Here is a 21,479-nt window from a genome sequence, read left to right as displayed (position 1 = left end):
TCCGCTTCTGGCCGATAGCGGCAGTTTCCTGGGCGTAGGGGCTGCCCGAGTGTTCTGCGTCGCTCCTACGTAACAAGCTGAACAAAACCCGCTAAACGTGCGGGTTTGTCCATTCTCTACACGTAATAACAAATGCCCTAACGTGTTGATATTTATGCTGTAAGCACCGTTCTTGTAACCAGCAGGTCCCGGGTTCGATTCCTACCCGGTGGCGGCTGAGTAACTCCTGACCTACGCTCGATTCATGTCAGAGATCAAGAATGGTCTGCTCGTGGCAAAGTTGACTTATCCCTTCGCGTGCGCTGGGCTGAATGTGTACTTCTCGCCGCAGGGCTTCGAGGAGATTTTGATTCCTCGCAATCTATGAACGCTTGCTGTTTTGGGAGTCACAACCGGACCATGGCCAAGATGACTTTCGCTTTTGGGTGTGTTCGGCTGAAGGAATATTTTTATCCTTTGGGCTTCGAGGCCAAATTGCAGTGGCCGAGTTCTGTTACCGCTCGCGTTTTTAATCCAAAAACCGGCGAAGACATCGCGTCCCTTGCGGGGCTGCCTTGGGATACCTTGGTGACCATTGATGGCTTAGTCAAAATGATCGGGGCGCTTGAGGATAAGATGGGGCATGCATGAATGCTCAACAACATCCCCCTAGAACGCTGCAAACGCTACGTCATACGCGATCCATCTCTCGCTATCAGCGCCACATTTCCAACCATCCGTTTAGCTACCTTGCCTCCATTCAATACGTTCGCTTAAACCAGCAATACCTGCCGACCTGGACGATGTGATCAAAGCGCAAACCTGCCTTGGTCCGACGTGGACATTTCTGCACGGCGACGCAGTTCAGGAGAAAGGCTCGAACCAAACCGGTAGCCCGTGAAGCCTCGGCCCCCCTACGTAACAAGCTCAGCCATCCCCACTGCTTTAGCGGGTTATAGCCTCTGCCCTACGTAATACGATTTGCGTTAAGTCCTTGATTTTTAATCTTTCAGCAGCGTTCTTGTAATCAGTAGGTCCCGGGTTCGATTCCTGGTGCCGGCACCATATAAAAGAAAGGCCTTCGAGAAATCGAAGGCCTTTTTTGTTTTCGGACCCGCGAACGTTGCGTTCGGCTCACGCCCTTAGACGTATATCAATACCCGGTCCCTCCGCCCTTTTTAGAATCGCGCGCCCTAACTCTGTCAGGCGATTCTCTATGCACTCTTCCCATTCTCCTGAATTGCTGTGCCCTGCCGGTACGTTAAAGGCCATGCGATACGCCTTCGCCTATGGCGCTGACGCCGTGTACGCCGGTCAGCCCCGTTACAGCTTGCGGGTTCGCAATAACGAGTTCGATCACACCAACCTGGCACTCGGTATTGCCGAGGCCCACGCCCAAGGCAAGCACTTCTATGTGGTGGTGAACATTGCTCCGCATAACGCCAAATTACGCACCTTTCTCAAAGACCTGGCGCCCGTGGTGGCGATGGCGCCGGATGCGCTGATCATGTCCGACCCCGGCCTGATAATGCTGGCGCGCGGTCACTTCCCGGAGATTCCCATTCACTTGTCTGTGCAGGCCAACGCGGTGAATTGGGCCAGCGTGAAGTTCTGGCAGCAGCAGGGGCTGAGCCGGGTGATTCTGTCGCGCGAGTTGTCGCTGGACGAGATCGAAGAAATCCGTCGTCAGGTACCGACCATGGAGCTTGAGGTGTTCGTGCACGGTGCGCTGTGCATGGCGTATTCGGGACGCTGTCTGCTGTCGGGCTATATCAACCATCGCGACCCAAATCAGGGCACCTGCACCAACGCGTGTCGTTGGAAGTACCAGGCGCATGAGGGCCAGGCGAATGAGCTGGGGCAAATCGTGCGGACCTGCACGCCCACCTTGGGCGAAGGCGCGAGCACCGACCGGCTGTTTTTGCTCGAGGACGGTAGCCGTCCCGGGGAGTTGATGGAGGCGTCCGAAGACGAGCACGGCACCTACATTATGAATTCCAAAGACCTGCGCGCCGTGCAGCATGTGCCGCGCCTTGTGCAGATGGGCGTGCACTCGCTGAAGATCGAGGGCCGCACCAAAAGCCACTTCTATGTGGCCCGCACCGCCCAGGTATATCGCCACGCAATCGACGACGCAGTGGCGGGCAAACCGTTCGATCCGCAGCTGTTTACCGAGTTGGAGTCGCTGGCAAACCGGGGCTACACCGAAGGCTTCCTGCGCCGCCATGTGCATGATGAATATCAGAATTATCAGAGCGGCAACTCGCGGGCCGAGCGCCAACAGTTCGTCGGCGAGCTCACCGGAGAATGGCGCGGGGAACTGGCTCAGGTGCGGGTCAAAAATCGCTTCGCCATTGGCGATCAATTGGAACTGATGACGCCGCGTGGCAACCAACACTTCACTCTGACAGCGCTGCAGACGCAGCTCGGCGAAGAGGCGAGCGTCGCGCCGGGGGACGGTCATGTGATGTACGTTGCCGTGCCGCCGGTGGCGGACGTCCGTTTCGGTTTGCTCATGCGCACGCTGACGCCGGATGCGTGACAATGCGCAGCTCGTCTGAGCGCACCTGTCGGCTCTGGGTGTTGGCCGCTTCATTGCAAGTACGCTTGATTGCACGAACGTTAAACGCGGCAGCGGACCCGGCCACGTCAGCGAAACAGTCATCGAGTTCCGGTATTTTTTGGCAATAAACTCTATTGCCAAAGGCGTCTAAAACAAGCCGTTCAGCGGATACCTTACGGCTTTTGGCACGACAGTTTCGACAGTGCCCGACAGGCCAACTAGCGTTTTTCTTACCATCGCTGAATTTCATTGAAAGGGGGTAGCTCATGAAAACGACTGTTCGCTCTACAACCCTGCTGCTCCTGCTCAGCGCAGGCGCATGCACGATGCAAGCGACGCAGGCGGCGACACTGATGCGCGCGGCTGATTTTATTGATTCGCAAGGCGTGAATTTGCACGTCAGTCAGGGGTCGTCGAATTACTCGAAACCCTCCATGGTTATCGCGGATATGAATTACCTGGGCATCAAAAATGCCCGCGACAGCTTGAATAGTTTCTGGGGCAATCCGCCCTACCAGTACTACACCGTGCTCGCCAAGGCGGGCATCAAGTGGAACTACATCAGCGCCGTGGGCAGCACCCGCTCGCCGCAAACCATCTCTACATTTCTAAGCAACGTGGCCAAGGTCGAAACGGCGGTGCCGGGTTCCACCCTGGCGGTTGAAGGTCCTAACGAGATCAACAACTTTCCGCTGACGTGGGCGCCGGATGGCACCAAAGGTTTGCCGGCGGCGCTGTCTTATCAGGCCGAGCTGTACAAGCAGACCAAGTCCCATCCGCTGCTGCAAAACGTCAAAGTCTTTTATTTCACCGGCTTTAACGCGGGCGGCATTCCGAAGGGGCCGGACCCGGCAGTGACGCCCGGCCTTGCCGATTACAACAACCAGCATCCCTACCCGGGCCCTGCCAAACCGCCAACCCGCTGGATGAAACGCAGCGTAGCGCTGGGCAATACACCCGGCGGCAAGGGGCCTGCGGTGTATACGGAAACGGGTTACCAGTCGCCGAAAACCAATTCGCAGCAGAGCGCTGCCTGGTTGCTGAACATTTTTGTCAGCGGTGCGTTCAACGATATCTACCGCACTTACGTGTATCAGTTGATGGACGAAAACGACGGTTACGGCCTGTTTAGCAAGGCTGACAATGCGCCAACGTCCGCCGCCACCGCACTGCATAACATGAACAGCATTCTGGCCGACCCGTCGCCCGACGCGGCCACGTTCGAGCCGTTGAAAATCTTGCAGTACTCGACGGTGGGCATTCCAAGCACCGGCAACAGCATGGCGATCATCAAGGCCAACACCGAAACCAATATCATTGTCTGGGCTGAGCCGGAAGGCGTGCCCGGCGCGCCAACGTTGGTTGGGGTAAACCTGGGTGAAGTGCAGACGACGGTGAACATTTATGACCCGATCATTGGCAAGGAGCCGATTCAAACCTTGCGCAACGTGAACTCGGTGCGAGTCAGCGTTACCGACCACCCGATCATCATCCAGGTGCCGGCGTCGAACGTAACCGCACGTGCTGCAGCGAAAGCCACCGCCACGGCCGCCGCGAAAAAAGCACAGGCCAAGTAGGAAGACGAAACGCCGCCGCCTCACACGCGGCGGCGTTTTGCCGTCTGCGCTCCAGTGCCCGTCAGGCTTGCTTCTTGCCCAACGTGCCGACAAGCTAGGCGCCTGCGAACTCACTAGGCCTTCCGGCATGCGAATTCTGATTACGGGCGGCGCGGGCTTCATTGGCTCAGCGTTGATTCGCCATCTGCTGCACCACACTGAGCACCAGGTGCTCAATCTCGACAAGCTGACCTACGCCGGCAATCTCGAGTCCCTCGCGAGCATTTCCAGTCACCCGCGCTATCGTTTCGCGCAGCTCGACATCGCAGACCAACCCGGCGTACGCGCCCTGCTCGATGAGTTCCAGCCAGAAGCGGTCATGCACCTGGCGGCGGAGTCGCATGTCGACCGCTCCATTGACGGTCCTTCGGCCTTTATTCAAACCAACATCGTCGGCACCTACGCCCTGCTCGAGGCCACTCGCAGCTACTGGCAAGGTCTGGCAGACGATGCGAAACAGGCGTTTCGCTTCCACCATATTTCCACGGATGAAGTGTTCGGCGATCTGCATGGCGTCGACGACCTGTTCACAGAAACCACGCCTTACGCGCCCAGCTCGCCGTACTCGGCCAGCAAAGCGGCGTCGGACCACCTGGTACGCGCTTGGCAGCGCACCTACAACCTGCCGGTATTGGTTACCAACTGCTCCAACAACTATGGTCCGTATCACTTCCCTGAGAAGCTGATTCCGCTGGTGATCCTCAACGCGCTGGAAGGCAAACCACTGCCGGTGTACGGCAACGGCGCGCAAGTTCGCGACTGGCTGTTCGTTGAAGACCACGCCCGCGCACTGCTTAAAGTGGTGACGGAGGGGAAGGTTGGCGAGACGTACAATATTGGCGGCCACAACGAGCAAAAAAACATCGACGTGGTGCGCGCCATTTGCGCCCTGCTCGAGGAGTTGGCGCCGGAAAAACCGAGCGGCGTGGAACGCTACGAACACTTGATTACGTTCGTAAAAGATCGCCCCGGGCATGACCTGCGCTACGCCATCGATGCCAGCAAGATCGAACGCGAACTGGGGTGGGTGCCGCAAGAAACATTTGCCACCGGACTGCGCAAAACCGTGCAGTGGTACTTGAATAACCTCGACTGGTGTCGCCACGTGCAAGACGGCAGCTATCAGCGCGAACGCCTCGGCGCCACCTCGGAGTAGCAATCATGCGGAGCACTGCACAATGAAAGGAATCATCTTGGCCGGCGGTTCAGGCACGCGCTTGCACCCCATCACGCTCGGCGTGTCCAAGCAGTTGTTGCCCATTTATGACAAGCCGATGGTGTACTACCCGATCTCCGTGCTGATGTTGGCCGGCATCAAGGACATCCTGCTGATTTCCACGCCCCACGACTTACCGCAATTCGAAAAAATGCTCGGCGACGGCAGCCAGTTCGGCGTCAATTTCAGCTACGCCGCGCAACCCTCGCCCGACGGCTTGGCCCAGGCGTTTTTGATTGGCGAAAAGTTCATTGGCGACGACTCGGTGTGTCTGATTCTGGGCGACAACATTTTCCATGGGCACCGATTCACCGAGCAGCTTCAGCGCGCTGCCAGCCACGCCAGCGGTGCGACGGTGTTTGGTTATTGGGTAAAAGACCCTGAGCGCTTCGGCGTTATCGAATTCGACGCTGACGGCACGGCGGTTTCCATTGAGGAAAAACCCGCCCAGCCCAAGTCCAGTTATGCCGTGACTGGTCTGTATTTTTACGACAACGACGTGATCGAAATTGCCAGAGCCGTGAAGCCTTCGCACCGTGGCGAATTAGAAATTACCGACGTGAACAACGCGTACATGCAGCGCGGTGATCTTCGCGTCGAGCGTTTCGGTCGCGGTTTTGCCTGGCTGGACACCGGCACCCACGACAGCCTGCTCGACGCATCGCAATACGTGCAAACCATCGAGCACCGGCAAGGCCTGAAGGTGGCGTGCCTTGAAGAGATCGCGTTCCAGAATGGCTGGATCGACCGCGACGGACTGCTGATGCAGGCCAAGGCATTTGGCAAAACCGGCTACGGTCAGTATCTCTATCGTTTGGCCGGAGAACAGGTGTGAAGGTTACCCCGACCGAACTGCCTGACGTGCTGATCATTGAGCCGAAAGTGTTCAGTGATCCGCGCGGTTTTTTCTACGAGAGTTTCAACGCCCTTGCGTTCAATGCAGCCACCGGCATCGACTGCCAATTCGTGCAAGACAACCACTCGCGCTCCCAACGCGGCGTGTTGCGCGGCCTGCATTATCAAATTGAGCAGGCGCAAGGAAAACTGGTTCGCGTGACCGCCGGCGAGGTGCTGGACATCGCCGTCGACATCCGCCGCAGTTCGCCAACCTTTGGTCAGTGGGTAAGCGTGCGGCTGTCGGCTGAAAACAAACGTCAGCTGTGGATTCCCACCGGCTATGCCCATGGCTTTTTGGTGGTCAGTGACTTCGCGGAATTCTTGTACAAAACCACCGATTACTACGCGCCGGCTTTTGAGCGCTGCATTCGCTGGGACGACCCGACACTGGCCATCGACTGGGAGTTGAGCGAGGCACCACAGCTGTCCGGTAAAGACCAGGCAGGCACGCCGTTCCAGGACGCGGAACTGTTTCCATGAGGGTGCTGATCACCGGCCGTAACGGCCAGCTTGCCCAGGCGCTACTCAGCAGCCTACAAGGTGTTGGCGAGCTCACGTGCCTGGGTCGCGCCGAGCTGGACCTGGCGGATGTGCACGCGGTGCGCGCTAACATTCGCGCCCTGCGGCCGGACCTGATCATCAATGCCGCGGCATACACCGCTGTTGACGCCGCCGAGACGGACGCCGCGCAAGCCTTTGCGATCAACGCCACCGCCCCCGGCGTGCTGGCAGAAGAAGCCAAGGCCTTGGGCGTGCCGTTGATTCACTATTCCACCGACTATGTGTTCGACGGCACCAAGGGCGCGCCGTATTTGGAGGAAGACGCGCCGCATCCGCTCAGCGTTTATGGCCAGAGCAAACTCGCCGGTGAGCAAGCGGTGGTCGACGCTGGAGGCGACTTTCTGATTCTGCGCACCAGCTGGGTATATTCCCGATACGGCCGCAACTTTCTACTGACCATGCAGCGCCTCTTGCAAGAGCGCGACGAGGTGCGCGTGGTCAGCGATCAGATCGGCGCGCCGACCTGGGCCGGCACACTCGCCACGACGACGCGCGCCGTGATGGATCGCTGGCAACGCGGTACGCCGGGACCGTGGGGCACGTATCACCTGACGGCGCTGGGTGAAACGTCGTGGTTCGGTTTTGCCAGCGCCATCGGCGAACAGCTTAAAAATGCGGGTAAGCCGTGCGCTCGCCTGGTGCCCATCGCCAGTAGCGAATACCCGACGCCAGCGCAGCGCCCGCTGAATTCCCGGCTGGCGTGTTCGAGGTTGCAATCGGCGTGGGATCTGCACCTGCCGCACTGGCAAACCGCGCTTGCCGATTGCCTGCACGATGCCGACTAACTCGCCCCTGCGGCGCCCGCGCTGGCGAAGTTTGCTGCTGCTCGCCGCGCTGCTGGCGCCGCTGCTATGGCCGCTGCAACAGCTGGCCGAGCGTTATTACAGCAGCGAGTTGGTTGAGCAGAATCGTCAGACCTTGGACCTGTATGTGGCGAACCTGCTGGGAAGCCTGCGGCGTTATGAAGTGCTGCCTCCGATTCTTGGCGACCTCCCGGCGCTACGCGGTGTGCTATCGCACCCGCAGAATCTGGACGCACAAGTGCACGCAAATCAGTTGCTCGAAGAGGTGCGCGGACAGACCGGTGCCGACTCCATTTATTTGATGGACGCCGAAGGCACCACGCTGGCCGCGTCCAACTGGCGGCAAAGCGACAGTTTTGTCGGCCGTAACTTTGCGTTTCGTCCGTACTTTCGCGAAGCGGTCACCGGCCACCTTGGACGATTCTTCGGCCTGGGCACTACCTCCGGGAAACGCGGTTACTACTTCGCCGCGGCGGTAAAAGAAGGCGATAACGTGATTGGCGCGCTGGTGGTGAAGGTGGACTTGGACACCACCGAAACCCTCTGGGGCAACACGCCCGAGCAGTTGCTGGTCACCGACAGCAACGGCGTCGTGATTCTGACCTCTCGGGCCGATTGGCGCTTTCGCGCCAGCCGCGATCTATCCGAGCAGGAACGGCGTGAAATCGCAGCCAACAAACCGTATCCGACCCTCGAACCGCAAGCGCTGAAACTCAATGGTGACGCCTGGATTATTCAAAGCCGCAGCTTGGAAGAAACCGGCTGGACGGTGAGCATTCTGGCGCCTGCCGAGCAGATCTCACGGCCGGTTCAAACCGCTGTGGCCGTGGGCGGCGCGACCCTGCTCGTGCTGATTTTGCTGCTGGGCCTGATGATGCAGCGCCGCCGTCATTATCTGGAGCGCATCGCCATCGACGCGCGTGCTCGTCGAGAACTGGAGATTCGCGTGCTCGACCGCACGCGGGATCTGGAAACCCTGAACACGCGCTTGAAAAGCGAAGTGCTGGAGCGCGAACACGCGCAACAGGAATTGCTCCGCGCCCAAGATGAATTGGTGCAAACGGGCAAGCTATCGGCATTGGGCACGATGTCCGCCAGCATCAGCCATGAACTCAACCAGCCGCTGGCAGCCATCCGCAGTTACGCCGAGAACGCCTCGGTGTTACTCGACCACCAGCGCACCGATGATGCACGCGGCAATTTGAAACTGATCGGCGAGCTGACAGGGCGGATGTCGTCGATAATTGCCCACCTGCGCGCGTTCGCTCGGCGCGACCGTCACGCCCCGGAAAGCGTTGCCTTACAGCCGGCTTTGGACGATGCGTTGGCCCTTCTCGCTAAGCGCCGACGCGCGATGGATGTGGAGCTGATTCGCGACCTGCCCGATGCCACCCTGTGGGTGCAAGCTGGCGAAACCCGGTTGCGCCAGGTGCTCGGCAATGTGCTCGCCAATGCTTTGGATGCGCTGGTTGAAAAAGCGCCGCCACGCCGTATCTGGCTCAGCGCTGTGAGTGACGAACAGGGCGTGCACCTAAGCATTCGCGATAATGGCCCAGGGTTTTCCAACGACGCCCTCACGCATGCACGAGAACCTTTTTTCACCACCAAAACCAGTGCGCAAGGCTTGGGGTTGGGCTTGGCGATTTGCGAGACATTGATGCGCGCGCTAGATGGCGAGCTGCACCTGGCCAACCATCCGCAAGGCGGCGCCGACATTGTGCTTCACCTGAAAACCGCCGCGCCCGGCGTAACCCAGCAACCCTCAGAGGATCCCACCGTATGATCGACAGCGCCTTCGATAGCCGTGCTCAGGTTCTGTTGATCGACGACGACCCACACCTGCGCCAAGCACTCAGCCAAACGTTGGATTTGGCCGGCTTGAAGGTGTGCAGCCTGGCGAGCGCCAAAGGACTGGCCGGGAGTATTTCGCGCGACTGGCCCGGGGTGGTGGTGAGCGATATTCGGATGCCAGGCGTTGATGGGCTCGAATTGCTCGCGCAGTTGCATGAACAGGACAGCGACTTGCCCGTGCTGCTGATCACCGGTCACGGCGATGTGCCGCTGGCGGTGCAAGCCATGCGCGCCGGTGCTTACGACTTTCTGGAAAAGCCGTTTGCCAGTGACGACTTGCTCGACAGCGTACGGCGCGCGCTGGCGGTGCGTCGTCTGGTGCTGGAAAATCGCAGCCTGCGGCTGGCATTGGCTGATCGCAGCGAATTGTCTACCCGGCTGGTGGGCCAGTCGCCCAGCATCCAGCGCTTGCGCGAGCAGATCGGCGCGCTGGCAGCCATTAATGCCGACGTATTGATTCTTGGTGAAACCGGCACGGGTAAAGAAGTTGTCGCCCGCGCACTGCACGATTTATCACACCGCCGTAACGGGCCATTTGTCGCCATCAACGCCGGTGCCCTGGCGGAGTCGGTGGTGGAAAGCGAGCTGTTTGGCCATGAACCGGGCGCGTTTACCGGCGCGCAGAAGCGACGCATCGGCAAATTTGAATTCGCCAACGGCGGCACGCTGTTTCTCGATGAAATCGAAAGTATGAGTTTGGATGTGCAGGTGAAATTGCTGCGTTTGCTGCAAGAGCGCGTCGTTGAAAGGCTGGGTGGAAATCAATTGATACCATTGGACATCCGCGTGATTGCCGCCAGCAAAGACGACCTGCGCCAAAGCGCCGACCAAGGCCGTTTCCGCGCCGATCTTTATTACCGCTTGAACGTAGCGCCTTTGCGCATCCCGCCATTGCGCGAACGGGGCGAAGACGCGCTACTGCTGTTTCAACACTTCGCCGAAGCAGCCAGCTCGCGGCATCATTTACCGGTTCGCGACTTGCAACCTGGCCAACGCGCCACGCTGATGCGCCATACCTGGCCGGGCAATGTGCGTGAATTGCAGAACGCAGCTGAACGGTTTGCCTTAGGCCTGGAGCTATCGTTGGAAAGCGCCACGCCAGCGCCTGCCGTGACCGCCAGCGGAGGCCTCAGCGAACAGGTGGAAGCGTTCGAACGCGCATTGATTGCTGCCGAATTGGCCCGGCCCCATAACTCGTTGCGCAGCCTGGCAGAAGCCCTCGGGCTCCCTCGCAAAACATTGCACGACAAGCTGCGTAAACACGGGTTGAGTGCCAGTCAGGACGACCTCGAGTAAACCCCAAACGTCTCCGTTTCAGCACCCCCTTGGTCTGTGCAGTCGAGGGCTGGCCACCTGCTGCCTGCCTTTCCTGCGTTACAGGTACATGGCCGCTTTAGACCCGTTCGAAATCACTGTTGCGCCTGCTATTTCCTTCCTTCGCAGTGGCTGTTCGCCACCCCAAAGCCCCCGCCAGCCATAGCCCTTGCGCATTTTAGATTCCCGTCTAGCGTTTGGTTCTGACAGTGGTACTGACGTGCTTGTCGACCACGCGCCGGCTACGTCTCAATAACACCGAACGGTGGTAGCCCCTCATCTCAGAAGTCAGGAATGCCAACATGGAAAGTTAGCTAGCTATTGATTTAGGTCAGCCCTCTACCCGCTCGACCGCGCGTAGATTCACGGTAACCCTTCTGAATGGATGATCGTCATGTCTGACTCAGCCCACAAACTTCGACTCGGCGCGCTGGTTGCCTTGGTCGTCGGTTCAATGATCGGCGGCGGGATCTTCTCCCTGCCGCAAAACATGGCCGCCAGCGCCGACGTCGGAGCCGTATTGATCGGCTGGGCGATCACCGCAGTCGGCATGCTCACCCTGGCCTTCGTCTTCCAAACCCTCGCCAACCGAAAACCCAATCTGGACGGTGGCGTTTACGCCTACGCCAAAGCAGGTTTCGGCGACTACATGGGCTTTTCCTCAGCCTGGGGTTACTGGATTAGTGCCTGGCTCGGAAACGTCGGTTATTTCGTTTTGCTGTTCAGCACCCTGGGTTATTTCTTTCCCGTCTTTGGAGAAGGCAACACGCCCGCTGCAATCATCGGTGCTTCCGCCCTGCTCTGGGCAGTCCACTTTCTGGTTCTACGCGGCGTGAAAGAGGCGGCATTTATCAATCTGGTAACTACCGTCGCCAAGATCGTGCCCCTTGTTCTCTTCATTCTGATCGCCTTCTTCGCATTCAAGCTCGACATCTTCACCGCTGATATTTGGGGCTTGAAAAACCCAGACCTCGGCAGCGTGATGGATCAAGTGCGCAACATGATGCTGGTCACCGTCTGGGTATTCATCGGCATTGAAGGCGCGAGCATTTTCTCAGCCCGCGCCGAGAAACGCTCAGATGTCGGCAAGGCGACAATCATCGGTTTTATCAGCGTGCTACTGATTCTGGTGCTGGTGAACGTTCTCTCCCTGGGCATCATGACCCAACCGGAATTGGCCAAACTGCAGAACCCTTCGATGGCTGCCGTGCTTGAGCACGTGGTCGGACATTGGGGCGCAGTGCTGATCAGCGTCGGCCTGATCATCTCCTTACTCGGTGCGCTGCTCTCTTGGGTGCTTCTGTGTGCAGAGATTCTTTTCGCCGCAGCAAATGACCACACCATGCCCGCCTTTCTGCGCAAAGAGAACGCTAACAAAGCGCCTATCAACGCGCTGTGGCTGACCAACGCCATGGTGCAGATATTCCTGATCATCACGCTGTTCTCTGCTAGCACCTACCTGTCGCTCATTTACCTCGCCACCTCAATGATTCTGGTGCCGTACCTGTGGTCGGCCGCGTACGCATTGCTGTTGGCCGTTCGTGGTGAAACCTACGAGCAAGCTGCCAAAGAGCGCCGCAAAGATTTCGCAATCGCCATCGTCGCAGTGATCTACGCGGTATGGCTGGTGTACGCCGGTGGCACCAAGTACCTCCTGCTTTCTGCACTTCTTTATGCCCCGGGGGCAATTCTGTTCGCCAAGGCCAAGCGTGAAGTAGGCCAACCCATTTTTACCCAGATCGAGAAAGGCATTTTCGCTCTGGTGGTAATCGGCGCCCTGGTAGCGGCCTACGGTCTCTACGACGGCTTCCTGACTTTGTAATTACGAAAATCGAAGGAACCTGCCATGTCTCAAGTAAAACTCGGCGTTCATTCCGAAGCCGGCAAATTGCACAAAGTGATGGTTTGCTCACCCGGCCTGGCGCATCAACGCCTCACACCTACCAATTGCGATGAGCTGCTTTTCGATGACGTGCTCTGGGTTAGCCAAGCCAAGCGCGACCATTTCGACTTCGTCACCAAGATGCGCGAGCGCGGCGTCGAAGTAGTGGAAATGCACAATTTGCTCACCGAAACCGTCTCGATTCCCGAGGCTCGTAACTGGATCCTGGACCGCAAGGTCACCGCCAATCACGTCGGTTTGGGCCTGGTCAACGAACTCCGCTCCTGGCTGGAAAGCCTTGAGCCCCGCGCGCTGGCCCAGTACCTCATCGGCGGCGTCGCTGGCAGTGATCTTCCGGGTAGCTTCGGTGGCAAAGCCATCGAGATGTTCCGCGACTACCTGGGCAGCTCGAGCTTCATTCTGCCGCCACTGCCCAATACTCAGTTCACCCGCGACAACAGTTGCTGGATTTACGGCGGCGTCAGCCTGAACCCGATGTACTGGCCGGCTCGTCGCCAGGAAACGCTGCTCGTGACGGCCATTTACAAATTCCACCCAGACTTTGCCAACGAAGACTTCAAGGTCTGGTACGGCGACCCTGACAAAGACCATGGCGCGGCCTCGCTGGAAGGCGGCGACGTGATGCCAATCGGTAATGGCGTCGTGCTGGTCGGCATGGGCGAGCGCACCACCCACCAGGCCGTAGCGCAGCTAGCGCAGTCATTGTTCGCAAACAAAGCGGCTGAACGCGTCATCGTTGCAGGCTTGCCTAAATCTCGAGCAGCCATGCACTTGGACACGGTCTTTAGTTTCTGCGACCGCGACCTGGTGACCGTATTCGCCGAGGCGGTAGACGCCATCGTTCCGTTCAGCATCCGTCCCGATGAAAGCCGCTCCGACGGCCTCGATGCGCGACGAGAAGAAAAACATTTCATCGAAGTTGTAGGCGAAGCGCTGAATCTTAAAAAACTGCGCGTGGTTCCTACAGGCGGTAACTCGTTCGAAGCCGAACGCGAACAGTGGGACGACGGCAACAACGTCGTCGCGCTCGAACCGGGCGTGGTGGTCGGCTATGACCGCAACACCTACACCAACACATTGCTGCGCAAAGCAGGCGTTGAAGTCATCACCATCAGTGCCGGTGAACTTGGCCGCGGCCGCGGCGGCGGTCACTGCATGACCTGCCCAATCATTCGCGACCCTATCGATTACTAATTGCCCTGATTGAAACGGTGCTGCCAGCCAGGCAGCACCGATACCGAATCCAATTTAGTAGGAGTATGAAAAATGGCGTTTAACATGCACAACCGCAGCCTGCTCAGCTTGATGCATCACACTCAACGCGAGCTGCGCTATCTGCTGGATCTCTCCCGCGACCTCAAACGCGCCAAGTACACCGGCACCGAGCAGCAACACCTGAAGCGTAAAAACATCGCACTGATTTTCGAAAAAACCTCCACCCGCACCCGCTGCGCATTTGAAGTGGCTGCCTATGACCAGGGCGCCAACGTCACCTACATTGATCCGCAGTCTTCGCAGATTGGCCACAAAGAAAGCATGAAAGACACTGCCCGCGTGCTGGGGCGCATGTTTGATGCCATCGAATACCGTGGTTATGGTCAGGAAATTGTCGAAGAGCTGGCGGCGTATGCCGGTGTCCCCGTGTTCAACGGCTTGACCGCCGAGTTCCACCCCACCCAAATGATCGCTGACGTTCTCACCATGCGTGAAAACAGCGACAAACCGCTGCACGACATCAGCTACGCGTACCTGGGCGACGCCCGCAACAACATGGGTAATTCGTTGCTGCTGATCGGCGCCAAGTTGGGCATGGACGTTCGCATCGGCGCACCAAAAGCGCTGTGGCCAACCGATGAGCTGGTCGCGCAGTGCCAAGGCTTCGCCAAAGAGAGCGGCGCTCGCATTACCCTCACTGAAGACCCACAGGAAGCGGTTAAAGGCGTGGATTTCATTCACACCGACGTGTGGGTGTCCATGGGTGAGCCGCTGGAAGCTTGGGACGAGCGCATCAAGCAGTTGTTGCCCTACCAGGTAAACGCCGACTTGATGAAAGCCGCTGGCAACCCACGCGTGAAGTTCATGCATTGCCTACCGGCTTTCCACAACAGCGAAACCAAAGTGGGCAAGGACATCGCCAGCCGTTATCCGCATTTGGCCAATGGCGTTGAGGTTACCGAAGACGTCTTCGAGTCGCCCTACAACATTGCGTTCGAGCAAGCCGAAAACCGCATGCACACCATCAAAGCGATTCTGGTCGCGGCTATGGCCGACATCTGACCCTCTGCGGCGTGGCAACCATTGCCACGCCGCAGTCCCCCCTTTTCTATATTTTTCAGGAGAACGCTCATGCGCATTGTCGTCGCTTTGGGTGGGAACGCCCTATTGCGTCGTGGTGAACCCATGACTGCTGATAATCAACGTGAAAACGTCCGAATTGCTGTTGAACAAATTGCCAAAATCGCTCCGGGCAACCAACTCGTGATCGCCCACGGCAACGGCCCGCAAGTAGGGCTGTTGGCGCTGCAAGCGGCGGCATATACCTCGGTGAATCCTTACCCGCTGGACGTGCTGGGCGCAGAAACCGAAGGCATGATCGGCTACATGATTGAACAGGAGCTGGGCAACCTGCTGCCGTTTGAAGTGCCGTTTGCCACGCTGCTTACCCAAGTGGAAGTCGATTCCAACGACCCCGCTTTCAGCAACCCTACCAAGCCAATCGGCCCGGTTTATTCAAAAGAAGATGCCGAACGCCTTGCCGCCGAAAAAGGTTGGAGCATCGCGCCAGACGGCGATAAATACCGTCGCGTAGTAGCCAGCCCTCGCCCTAAGCAAATCTTTGAGATCCGCCCTGTTAAGTGGCTGCTGGATCACGGCACCATCGTCATTTGCGCCGGCGGCGGCGGTATTCCCACCCGTTACAACGCCGAAGGCAAACTTGAAGGCGTGGAAGCGGTGATCGACAAAGATTTGTGCTCGGCATTGCTGGCTGAGCAACTGACTTCCGACCTGTTGGTAATTGCCACCGACGTCGACGCCACATACATCGACTGGGGCAAGCCCACCCAAAAAGCCATTGCTGAGGCGCACCCCGATGAGCTTGAACGCTTAGGTTTTGCCGCCGGTTCCATGGGGCCGAAAGTGCAGGCCGCTTGCGAGTTTGCGCGCAACACCGGCAAGGTCGCGGTGATTGGTTCGCTCGCCGACATCGAAGCCATCGTTCAAGGCAAAGCAGGTACTCGCGTTTCCACTGCAAGCACCGAAGTGATTTACCGCTAACAACGTGCTGGATGGGCCGCGCCTCAGGCAGGGCCCATCCGACCGTCACGCGCCTTACAACGACCGCCCCTAACAAGCCCCGCAACAATCCCTCCTACGCCCCTGCTTCAAACCCAGCCAAACACCCCTGCAAATATCAGCGCTTCAGCCGTTTCGCTGCAATCAATCAGGCCTTCCTTACAGCCAGACGAGCAGCCTTGACGGCCAACAACCTTGCCGTTGACAGTGACTCATTAGTCACTGCTCGCGTCAGCATAGTCTCTCGATCAAGCGGGCCCACTTAACGGGGCCGTCATCATCATTTCAATTGATCGACTATCGGCAAGCCTTTTTCAGCCTAGCCGGCTTGCCCTGGTACTTTTTAAGGAGTTTGCGCTAGATGTCTCGACTTCCAGTCATCGTAGGGTTTGGTGGGTATAACGCCGCGGGCCGTAGCTCCTTCCATCACGGTTTTCGTCGCACCGTGCTGGAATCGATGGACGCCGCCGCCCGGCTCGAAACCCTGGTCGGCCTGGCGGTGATGATGAAGTTGGTCAGCTATGTAAATGGCGTCTATCAGGATGCCGCTGGCAACAGCCTGGCTGCCGCCGACATCGAAGCGCGTTTCGGCCCGCAAATTTTGCAGTCGACGCTGGTTCGCCGGATCGAAAAGCAGCACCTCGACCCCGACGCCGTGCAGTGGCAAAAAAACCTTGAGGTCGACACCAGCCCCACCCAGCCGCTGACCTTTATTGCCCAACGCAAACAATTGCCCGAACCGCTGCCCGCCAACTGGGCGGTGGAAACTCTCGAAGGCAACCAGGTGCAAGTGACCCTGCACGGCAGCTGCGAATTCAAAGTCGACAGCTACCGGGCGCTGAGCGTGAAGTCCGCCGGCCAGTTGCCGACCGGCTTCGAGCCGAGCGAGTTGTATAACTCCCGCTTCCACCCACGCGGCCTGCAAATGTCGGTTGTCGCCGCGACGGATGCCCTGCGCTCTACCGGCTTGGACTGGCAAACCATCGTCAGCCACGTTCAGCCCGATGAAGTCGCGGTGTTCTCCGGCAGCATCATGAGCCAGCTCGACGAAAACGGCTTTGGCGGCCTGATGCAGTCGCGCCTCAAGGGCCAGCGCGTGTCAGCCAAGCAGTTACCGCTGGGCTTCAACAGCATGCCGACTGACTTTATCAACGCGTATGTGCTCGGCAGCGTGGGCACGACGGGCAGCGTGACCGGCGCCTGCGCCACGTTCCTCTACAACCTGCAAAAAGCCATTGATGTGATCGCCGCCGGCCAGGTTCGTGTGGCCATCGTTGGCAACAGCGAAGCACCGATTTTGTCGGAGTGCATCGAGGGTTATAGCGCCATGGGCGCCCTGGCGACCGAAGAAGGGTTGCGCCTGATTGAAGGCCGCGACGACGTTAACTTCCGCCGCGCCAGTCGCCCGTTCGGCGAAAATTGCGGCTTTACCTTGGCCGAATCCGCGCAATACGTCGTGCTGATGGACGACGCCCTGGCGCTGGAGTTGGGCGCCGATATCCACGGTGCGGTTGCCGATGTATTCATCAACGCCGACGGCTTTAAAAAGTCTATTTCCGCACCAGGCCCGGGCAACTACCTGACTGTCGCCAAGGCAGTTGCAAGCGCCGTACAGATTGTCGGTTTGGAAAGCGTGCAAAAACGCAGTTTCATTCACGCCCACGGCTCCAGCACGCCGGCCAACCGCGTGACTGAATCGGAATTGCTAGACCGCGTCGCCGCCGCCTTCGATATCAAGAGCTGGCCAGTCACGGCGGTGAAAGCCTTCGTCGGCCACTCCCTCGCCACGGCCAGCGGCGATCAGTTGATCTCGGCATTGGGCTCGTTCAAATACGGCATCATCCCCGGCATCAAAACCATCGACGCCGTCGCCCCGGACGTGCATCAGCAGCACCTGGCGATCGCCACGCAGGACCGAGATGTGGGCGCTGAGCAGTTGGAGGTGTGCTTTATCAACTCCAAGGGCTTTGGCGGCAACAACGCCAGCGGCGTGATTCTCGCGCCCCATGTCGCCGAGCGCATGCTGAAAAAGCGCCATGGCGAAACGGCTTTTGCCGATTACGTGGCCCGTCGCGAGCAAACCCGCGCCAACGCCAAAGCCTACGACGAGCGTGCGCTGCATGGCCAACTCGACATCATCTACAACTTTGGCCAGGACATGATCGAAGACCAGGCTATCGAGATTACCGCCGAGCAGATGCGCATCCCAGGCTTCAGTCAGCCGCTGGTGTTCAAGAAAGATGAGCGTTTTAAAGACATGCTTTAACGGCAATCGAGGCTAAAGCCTCTCCTACATTGACCGCGTGTTGATGGAAGAGGCTTTCACTTCAACGTGATTACGCACTCAAGCCCTGCGCCAACCGCAACAAATCCCCCCGCCACGCCGCACCCGCCGGCAGCGCCAAGAAGAACGGATTAAGGAACGACTCACGGGCTTCATAGGTGAGCACCTCGCCGTGAATATCCAGCACCTCGCCACCGGCACCTTCCAGCACGCCTTGCGCGGCGGCGGTGTCCCATTGCGAGGTCGGCGCCAGCCTTGGATAACAGTCGGCAGCGCCCTCGGCGAGCAAACAGAATTTCAGCGAGCTGCCCACATTGGCCAGCTGCAAGTCGCCGAACAGCAGGCTCAACCCAGCCAGCAATTGCTCCTGCTCCGGGCTCGAATGGCGTCGGCTGGCCACAACGGTAAACCCCTGTTCCGGCGCGTTACGCACGTGTACCGCTTGCGGTTGACCATGGACATCGCAGCGCCAGGCACCGAGGCCGGCACCGCCGTAGAAGTAACGGCCGGTGGTGGGCATGCCGACCACGCCGAATAGCACCTTGCCGTTTTCCACCAGCGCGACGTTGACGGTGAACTCGTCGCTGCCGCTGATAAATTCTTTGGTGCCATCCAGCGGATCGACCACCCACCAGCGCGTCCAGCCGGCGCGTTCGCTCAGGGGAATGTCGGCGGCTTCTTCAGATAACACCGGAATGCTCGCATCCAGGGCCGTGAGGCCGGCCGCCAGAATGTGGTGCGCGGCCAGGTCGGCAGCAGTCACCGGGGAGTCATCGGCCTTGGCGGTTACCGCCACGCCACTGCGCCAATACGGAAGAATGGCCGCGCCCGCTTCACGGGCCAAGGCTACCACTTGCTCCATCAATGGCACCAGGCTCACGAGCGTACCGCCGGGGTGAATTCGCCACGCTGCGTCAGCACGTCACGCGCCAAGTACAGCGCAGCCAGCGCGCGGCCTTCGCTGAATTGTGGATGCTGCGCCAGGCTCGATAGCTCATGCAGGCTGAAGCGCTCAACTGCCATGGGTTCAGGCTCATCGCCCGGCAGCGTTTCGGGGTACAGATCGCGCGCCAGCACCACCTGAATAACTTGGCTCATGTAGCCGGGCGACAACGACAGCTCGGTCAGCCGCTCCAATTGATGGGCGCCAAAACCGGCCTCTTCCTTGAGTTCGCGGTTGGCAGCGTCCAGCACGTCTTCGCCCGGCTCGATCAGCCCTTTAGGGCAAGAGAGCTGGTAATCGTCCGTACCGGCGCAGAACTCTTCCACCAGCAGTACATGCTCGGCGTCGGCCATTGCCACGATCATTACCGCACCGTAGCCAACGCCTTTGCCCACCAGCCTTTCGTAGGTGCGTTCGACGCCATTGCTGAAACGCAGCTGCAGTTCCTCAACGCGGAACAGGCGGCTACTGGCCACTATTTCGCGATTGAGGACGGTGGGTTTCTGACGCATGGGACGGCTCCTTGGCGTGACCTGGCGGGTTATCATAACGCGGCTTTTCGGATTGTCGCCGCGCCGGATTATGCTTGCTGACTCAATCACGCCTCTTTTCCTTACAGCGTGTGTGAAAAACGCCACTTCCCCTGCAGAGCTATCGTTATGTCCCACCTGCCATGGTCTTCCATCGACACCGTTCTGCTCGACATGGACGGCACGTTGCTGGATCTGCACTTCGACAATCACTTCTGGCTTGAGCACTTGCCCCAGCGCTACGCCGAGGTGCATGGCCTCAGCCGCGAGCAGGCGAATGCCCATTTGCTGCCGCTGTTTCGCGATCATGCCGGCCAGCTCAATTGGTACTGCACCGACTTCTGGACCGCTCAACTCAACCTGCGGATTCGCGAGCTGAAACGGGAAGTGGCGCACCTGATTTCCCTGCGCCCCGACGCCGACAAATTTCTCGTCGCCCTGCGCCAAGCCGGCAAACGTGTGGTGCTCATCACCAATGCACACCGCGATTCGCTGTCGCTGAAAATGGAGCGCATCGAATTGGCGCCCTATTTCGACCGCCTGATCAGCTCCCATGACTATGGTTTTCCGAAAGAGGACCAACGCTTTTGGGCCGCCCTGCAAAACGACTATGCCTTCGAGCCTGAGCGCAGCCTGTTTATCGACGACAGCCTGCCGATTTTGCGCAGCGCTCGGGAATACGGCGTCGCGCACCTGCTGGCCGTGCGCGAGCCCGATAGCCGCAAGGGCCCCAAAGACACCGAAGAATTCAGCGCAGTGGAAGACTACCGTTTGCTAATCGACGGCCTGCTTTAAGCCATACGCCCGCCAGTGAGGTACCGATGGACATCAAGCAGCTGAAATTCCTCATTGCCCTCGATGAAACCCGGCACTTCGGCCAGGCGGCGGCGCGCTGCCACGTCACCCAACCGACCCTGTCGATGCGTTTGCGCAGCCTTGAAGAAGAACTGCAGCTGCCGCTGGTGGTACGCGGTCAGCGCTTCGAAGGGTTCACCGAAGCGGGCGAGCGCGTGCTGGCCTGGGCGCGCACCGTACTGGCGGCGTATGACGGGTTGAATGCCGAGGCGGCGGCCTGTCGCGGCAGCTTGATCGGCACCTTGCGTATGGGCGTAGTGCCGCTGTCCAGTTACGACCCCGTGCCGCTGTTGCAGCGCTTGCACACGCAGCACCCCAGCTTGCGTTTCGAATTGTCGGCGCTCAGCTCCGAGCAAATTCTTGAGCACTTGGCGAGTAACCGACTCGACATCGGTGTGTCGTACCTGGACCGCCTGAACGCCGAACACTTCGACAGCCTCAACTTGATGCAAACGCGCATGGGCCTGCTGTACGACCAGCGCTTCTTCCGTTTCGACGCGGCTGAACTGACCTGGGAAGCGTTGATCAATCTGCCGCTGGGACTGTTATCCAGCGGCATGCACTTTCGCCAATCGATCAACCACAACTTCCGCAGCCGGGGCCTGACGCCCACCCCGCTGCTGGAAACCGACGTGGTGCATCAATTGGTGCAGGCCGTTCACGGCGGCCTGTGCTGCGCGATCATGCCGCTCTATGGCGGCGTCGACATGCTCACCAAACACCTGCGCCTTCAGCCCATCGAAAACGCCCAAACCCTGGCGCCGCTGGGCCTGATCATGCGCAAAAGCGCCCCGCGCTCCGCACTCGCCGAAGCCTGCTTCCAAGAAGCCGGGGCGATGCTGCTCGAATCGTAGCCAACACGCACCGCTC

18 protein-coding genes are annotated in these 21,479 nt (G+C 59.1%); 16 read left to right on the top strand and 2 right to left on the bottom strand.

What is annotated here, in order from left to right; translation table 11 throughout:
* Positions 1-399 precede the first annotated feature (399 nt).
* The 14 genes from AC0IW7_RS20765 to AC0IW7_RS20700 all read left to right on the top strand — a co-directional run bounded on the left by AC0IW7_RS20765 (position 400) and on the right by AC0IW7_RS20700 (position 18,263).
* The gene (locus tag AC0IW7_RS20765; protein ID WP_471820528.1) at positions 400-630 is read left to right on the top strand and encodes a DUF1652 domain-containing protein; all 231 of its coding nucleotides are present in this window, start codon (positions 400-402) and stop codon (positions 628-630) included.
* Positions 631-1,195: 565 nt separating this feature from the next.
* On the top strand, positions 1,196-2,521 hold the full coding sequence (gene trhP, locus AC0IW7_RS20760) for a prephenate-dependent tRNA uridine(34) hydroxylase TrhP (RefSeq protein ID WP_471820527.1): 1,326 nt from the start codon (positions 1,196-1,198) through the stop codon (positions 2,519-2,521).
* A gap of 287 nt (positions 2,522-2,808) precedes the next feature.
* Entirely contained in the window at positions 2,809-4,119 is a 1,311-nt protein-coding gene (locus tag AC0IW7_RS20755) for a hypothetical protein (protein WP_471820525.1), read from the top strand.
* A gap of 127 nt (positions 4,120-4,246) precedes the next feature.
* A complete protein-coding gene (rfbB, locus tag AC0IW7_RS20750; protein WP_471820523.1) occupies positions 4,247-5,314 on the top strand; it encodes a dTDP-glucose 4,6-dehydratase in 1,068 nt (355 codons plus the stop codon).
* A gap of 22 nt (positions 5,315-5,336) precedes the next feature.
* Positions 5,337-6,209 (top strand): glucose-1-phosphate thymidylyltransferase RfbA, encoded by an 873-nt coding sequence (gene rfbA / locus AC0IW7_RS20745; RefSeq protein WP_471820521.1) that lies wholly within the window; start codon positions 5,337-5,339, stop codon positions 6,207-6,209.
* A complete protein-coding gene (gene rfbC, locus AC0IW7_RS20740) occupies positions 6,206-6,751 on the top strand; it encodes a dTDP-4-dehydrorhamnose 3,5-epimerase (protein WP_471820520.1) in 546 nt (181 codons plus the stop codon). Before rfbA ends, rfbC begins: the two co-directional genes overlap by 4 nt.
* Positions 6,748-7,617 (top strand): dTDP-4-dehydrorhamnose reductase, encoded by an 870-nt coding sequence (gene rfbD, locus AC0IW7_RS20735; protein ID WP_471820519.1) that lies wholly within the window; start codon positions 6,748-6,750, stop codon positions 7,615-7,617. The genes rfbC and rfbD overlap by 4 nt, the downstream gene beginning before the upstream one ends.
* Positions 7,607-9,418, top strand: coding sequence for a sensor histidine kinase (locus AC0IW7_RS20730; protein ID WP_471820517.1), 1,812 nt, complete (start codon positions 7,607-7,609; stop codon positions 9,416-9,418). Before rfbD ends, AC0IW7_RS20730 begins: the two co-directional genes overlap by 11 nt.
* Positions 9,415-10,782: a two-component system response regulator DctD gene (gene dctD / locus AC0IW7_RS20725; RefSeq protein WP_471820515.1), complete on the top strand. Its 1,368-nt coding sequence runs from the start codon at positions 9,415-9,417 to the stop codon at positions 10,780-10,782. Before AC0IW7_RS20730 ends, dctD begins: the two co-directional genes overlap by 4 nt.
* Before the next feature lie 412 nt (positions 10,783-11,194).
* On the top strand, positions 11,195-12,622 hold the full coding sequence (gene arcD, locus AC0IW7_RS20720) for an arginine-ornithine antiporter (protein WP_471820514.1): 1,428 nt from the start codon (positions 11,195-11,197) through the stop codon (positions 12,620-12,622).
* A 24-nt stretch (positions 12,623-12,646) separates the two neighbouring features.
* Positions 12,647-13,897 carry an arginine deiminase gene (arcA, locus tag AC0IW7_RS20715; protein ID WP_471820512.1) on the top strand — a complete coding sequence of 417 codons (1,251 nt, stop codon included), beginning with the start codon at positions 12,647-12,649 and terminating at the stop codon, positions 13,895-13,897.
* 72 nt (positions 13,898-13,969) lie between these two features.
* On the top strand, positions 13,970-14,980 hold the full coding sequence (locus tag AC0IW7_RS20710) for an ornithine carbamoyltransferase (RefSeq protein WP_471820511.1): 1,011 nt from the start codon (positions 13,970-13,972) through the stop codon (positions 14,978-14,980).
* Between the two features lie 69 nt (positions 14,981-15,049).
* Positions 15,050-15,979 carry a carbamate kinase gene (arcC, locus tag AC0IW7_RS20705; RefSeq protein ID WP_122493489.1) on the top strand — a complete coding sequence of 310 codons (930 nt, stop codon included), beginning with the start codon at positions 15,050-15,052 and terminating at the stop codon, positions 15,977-15,979.
* A gap of 379 nt (positions 15,980-16,358) precedes the next feature.
* Positions 16,359-18,263, top strand: coding sequence for a beta-ketoacyl synthase (locus AC0IW7_RS20700; protein WP_471820509.1), 1,905 nt, complete (start codon positions 16,359-16,361; stop codon positions 18,261-18,263).
* A 70-nt stretch (positions 18,264-18,333) separates the two neighbouring features.
* On the opposite strand, the gene cysQ is transcribed toward AC0IW7_RS20700, so the two are convergent.
* Both cysQ and nudE read right to left on the bottom strand, forming a co-directional pair.
* Positions 18,334-19,143, bottom strand: a complete 810-nt coding sequence (cysQ, locus tag AC0IW7_RS20695; RefSeq protein ID WP_471820507.1) for a 3'(2'),5'-bisphosphate nucleotidase CysQ — start codon at positions 19,141-19,143, stop codon at positions 18,334-18,336.
* 14 nt (positions 19,144-19,157) lie between these two features.
* The gene (gene nudE / locus AC0IW7_RS20690) at positions 19,158-19,736 is read right to left on the bottom strand and encodes an ADP compounds hydrolase NudE (protein ID WP_471820505.1); all 579 of its coding nucleotides are present in this window, start codon (positions 19,734-19,736) and stop codon (positions 19,158-19,160) included.
* Positions 19,737-19,883: 147 nt separating this feature from the next.
* Here nudE and yrfG point away from each other — a divergent pair, with 147 nt between their 5' ends.
* Positions 19,884-20,549 carry a GMP/IMP nucleotidase gene (yrfG, locus tag AC0IW7_RS20685; RefSeq protein WP_471820503.1) on the top strand — a complete coding sequence of 222 codons (666 nt, stop codon included), beginning with the start codon at positions 19,884-19,886 and terminating at the stop codon, positions 20,547-20,549.
* 26 nt (positions 20,550-20,575) lie between these two features.
* Positions 20,576-21,463 carry a LysR family transcriptional regulator gene (locus tag AC0IW7_RS20680; protein WP_463384611.1) on the top strand — a complete coding sequence of 296 codons (888 nt, stop codon included), beginning with the start codon at positions 20,576-20,578 and terminating at the stop codon, positions 21,461-21,463.
* Positions 21,464-21,479: the final 16 nt, after the last annotated feature.

Source organism: Pseudomonas sp. AC229 (assembly GCF_979254655.1).
Note: the sequence above shows the minus strand (reverse complement) of the source record. Positions and strands in the feature narration are given on the sequence as shown.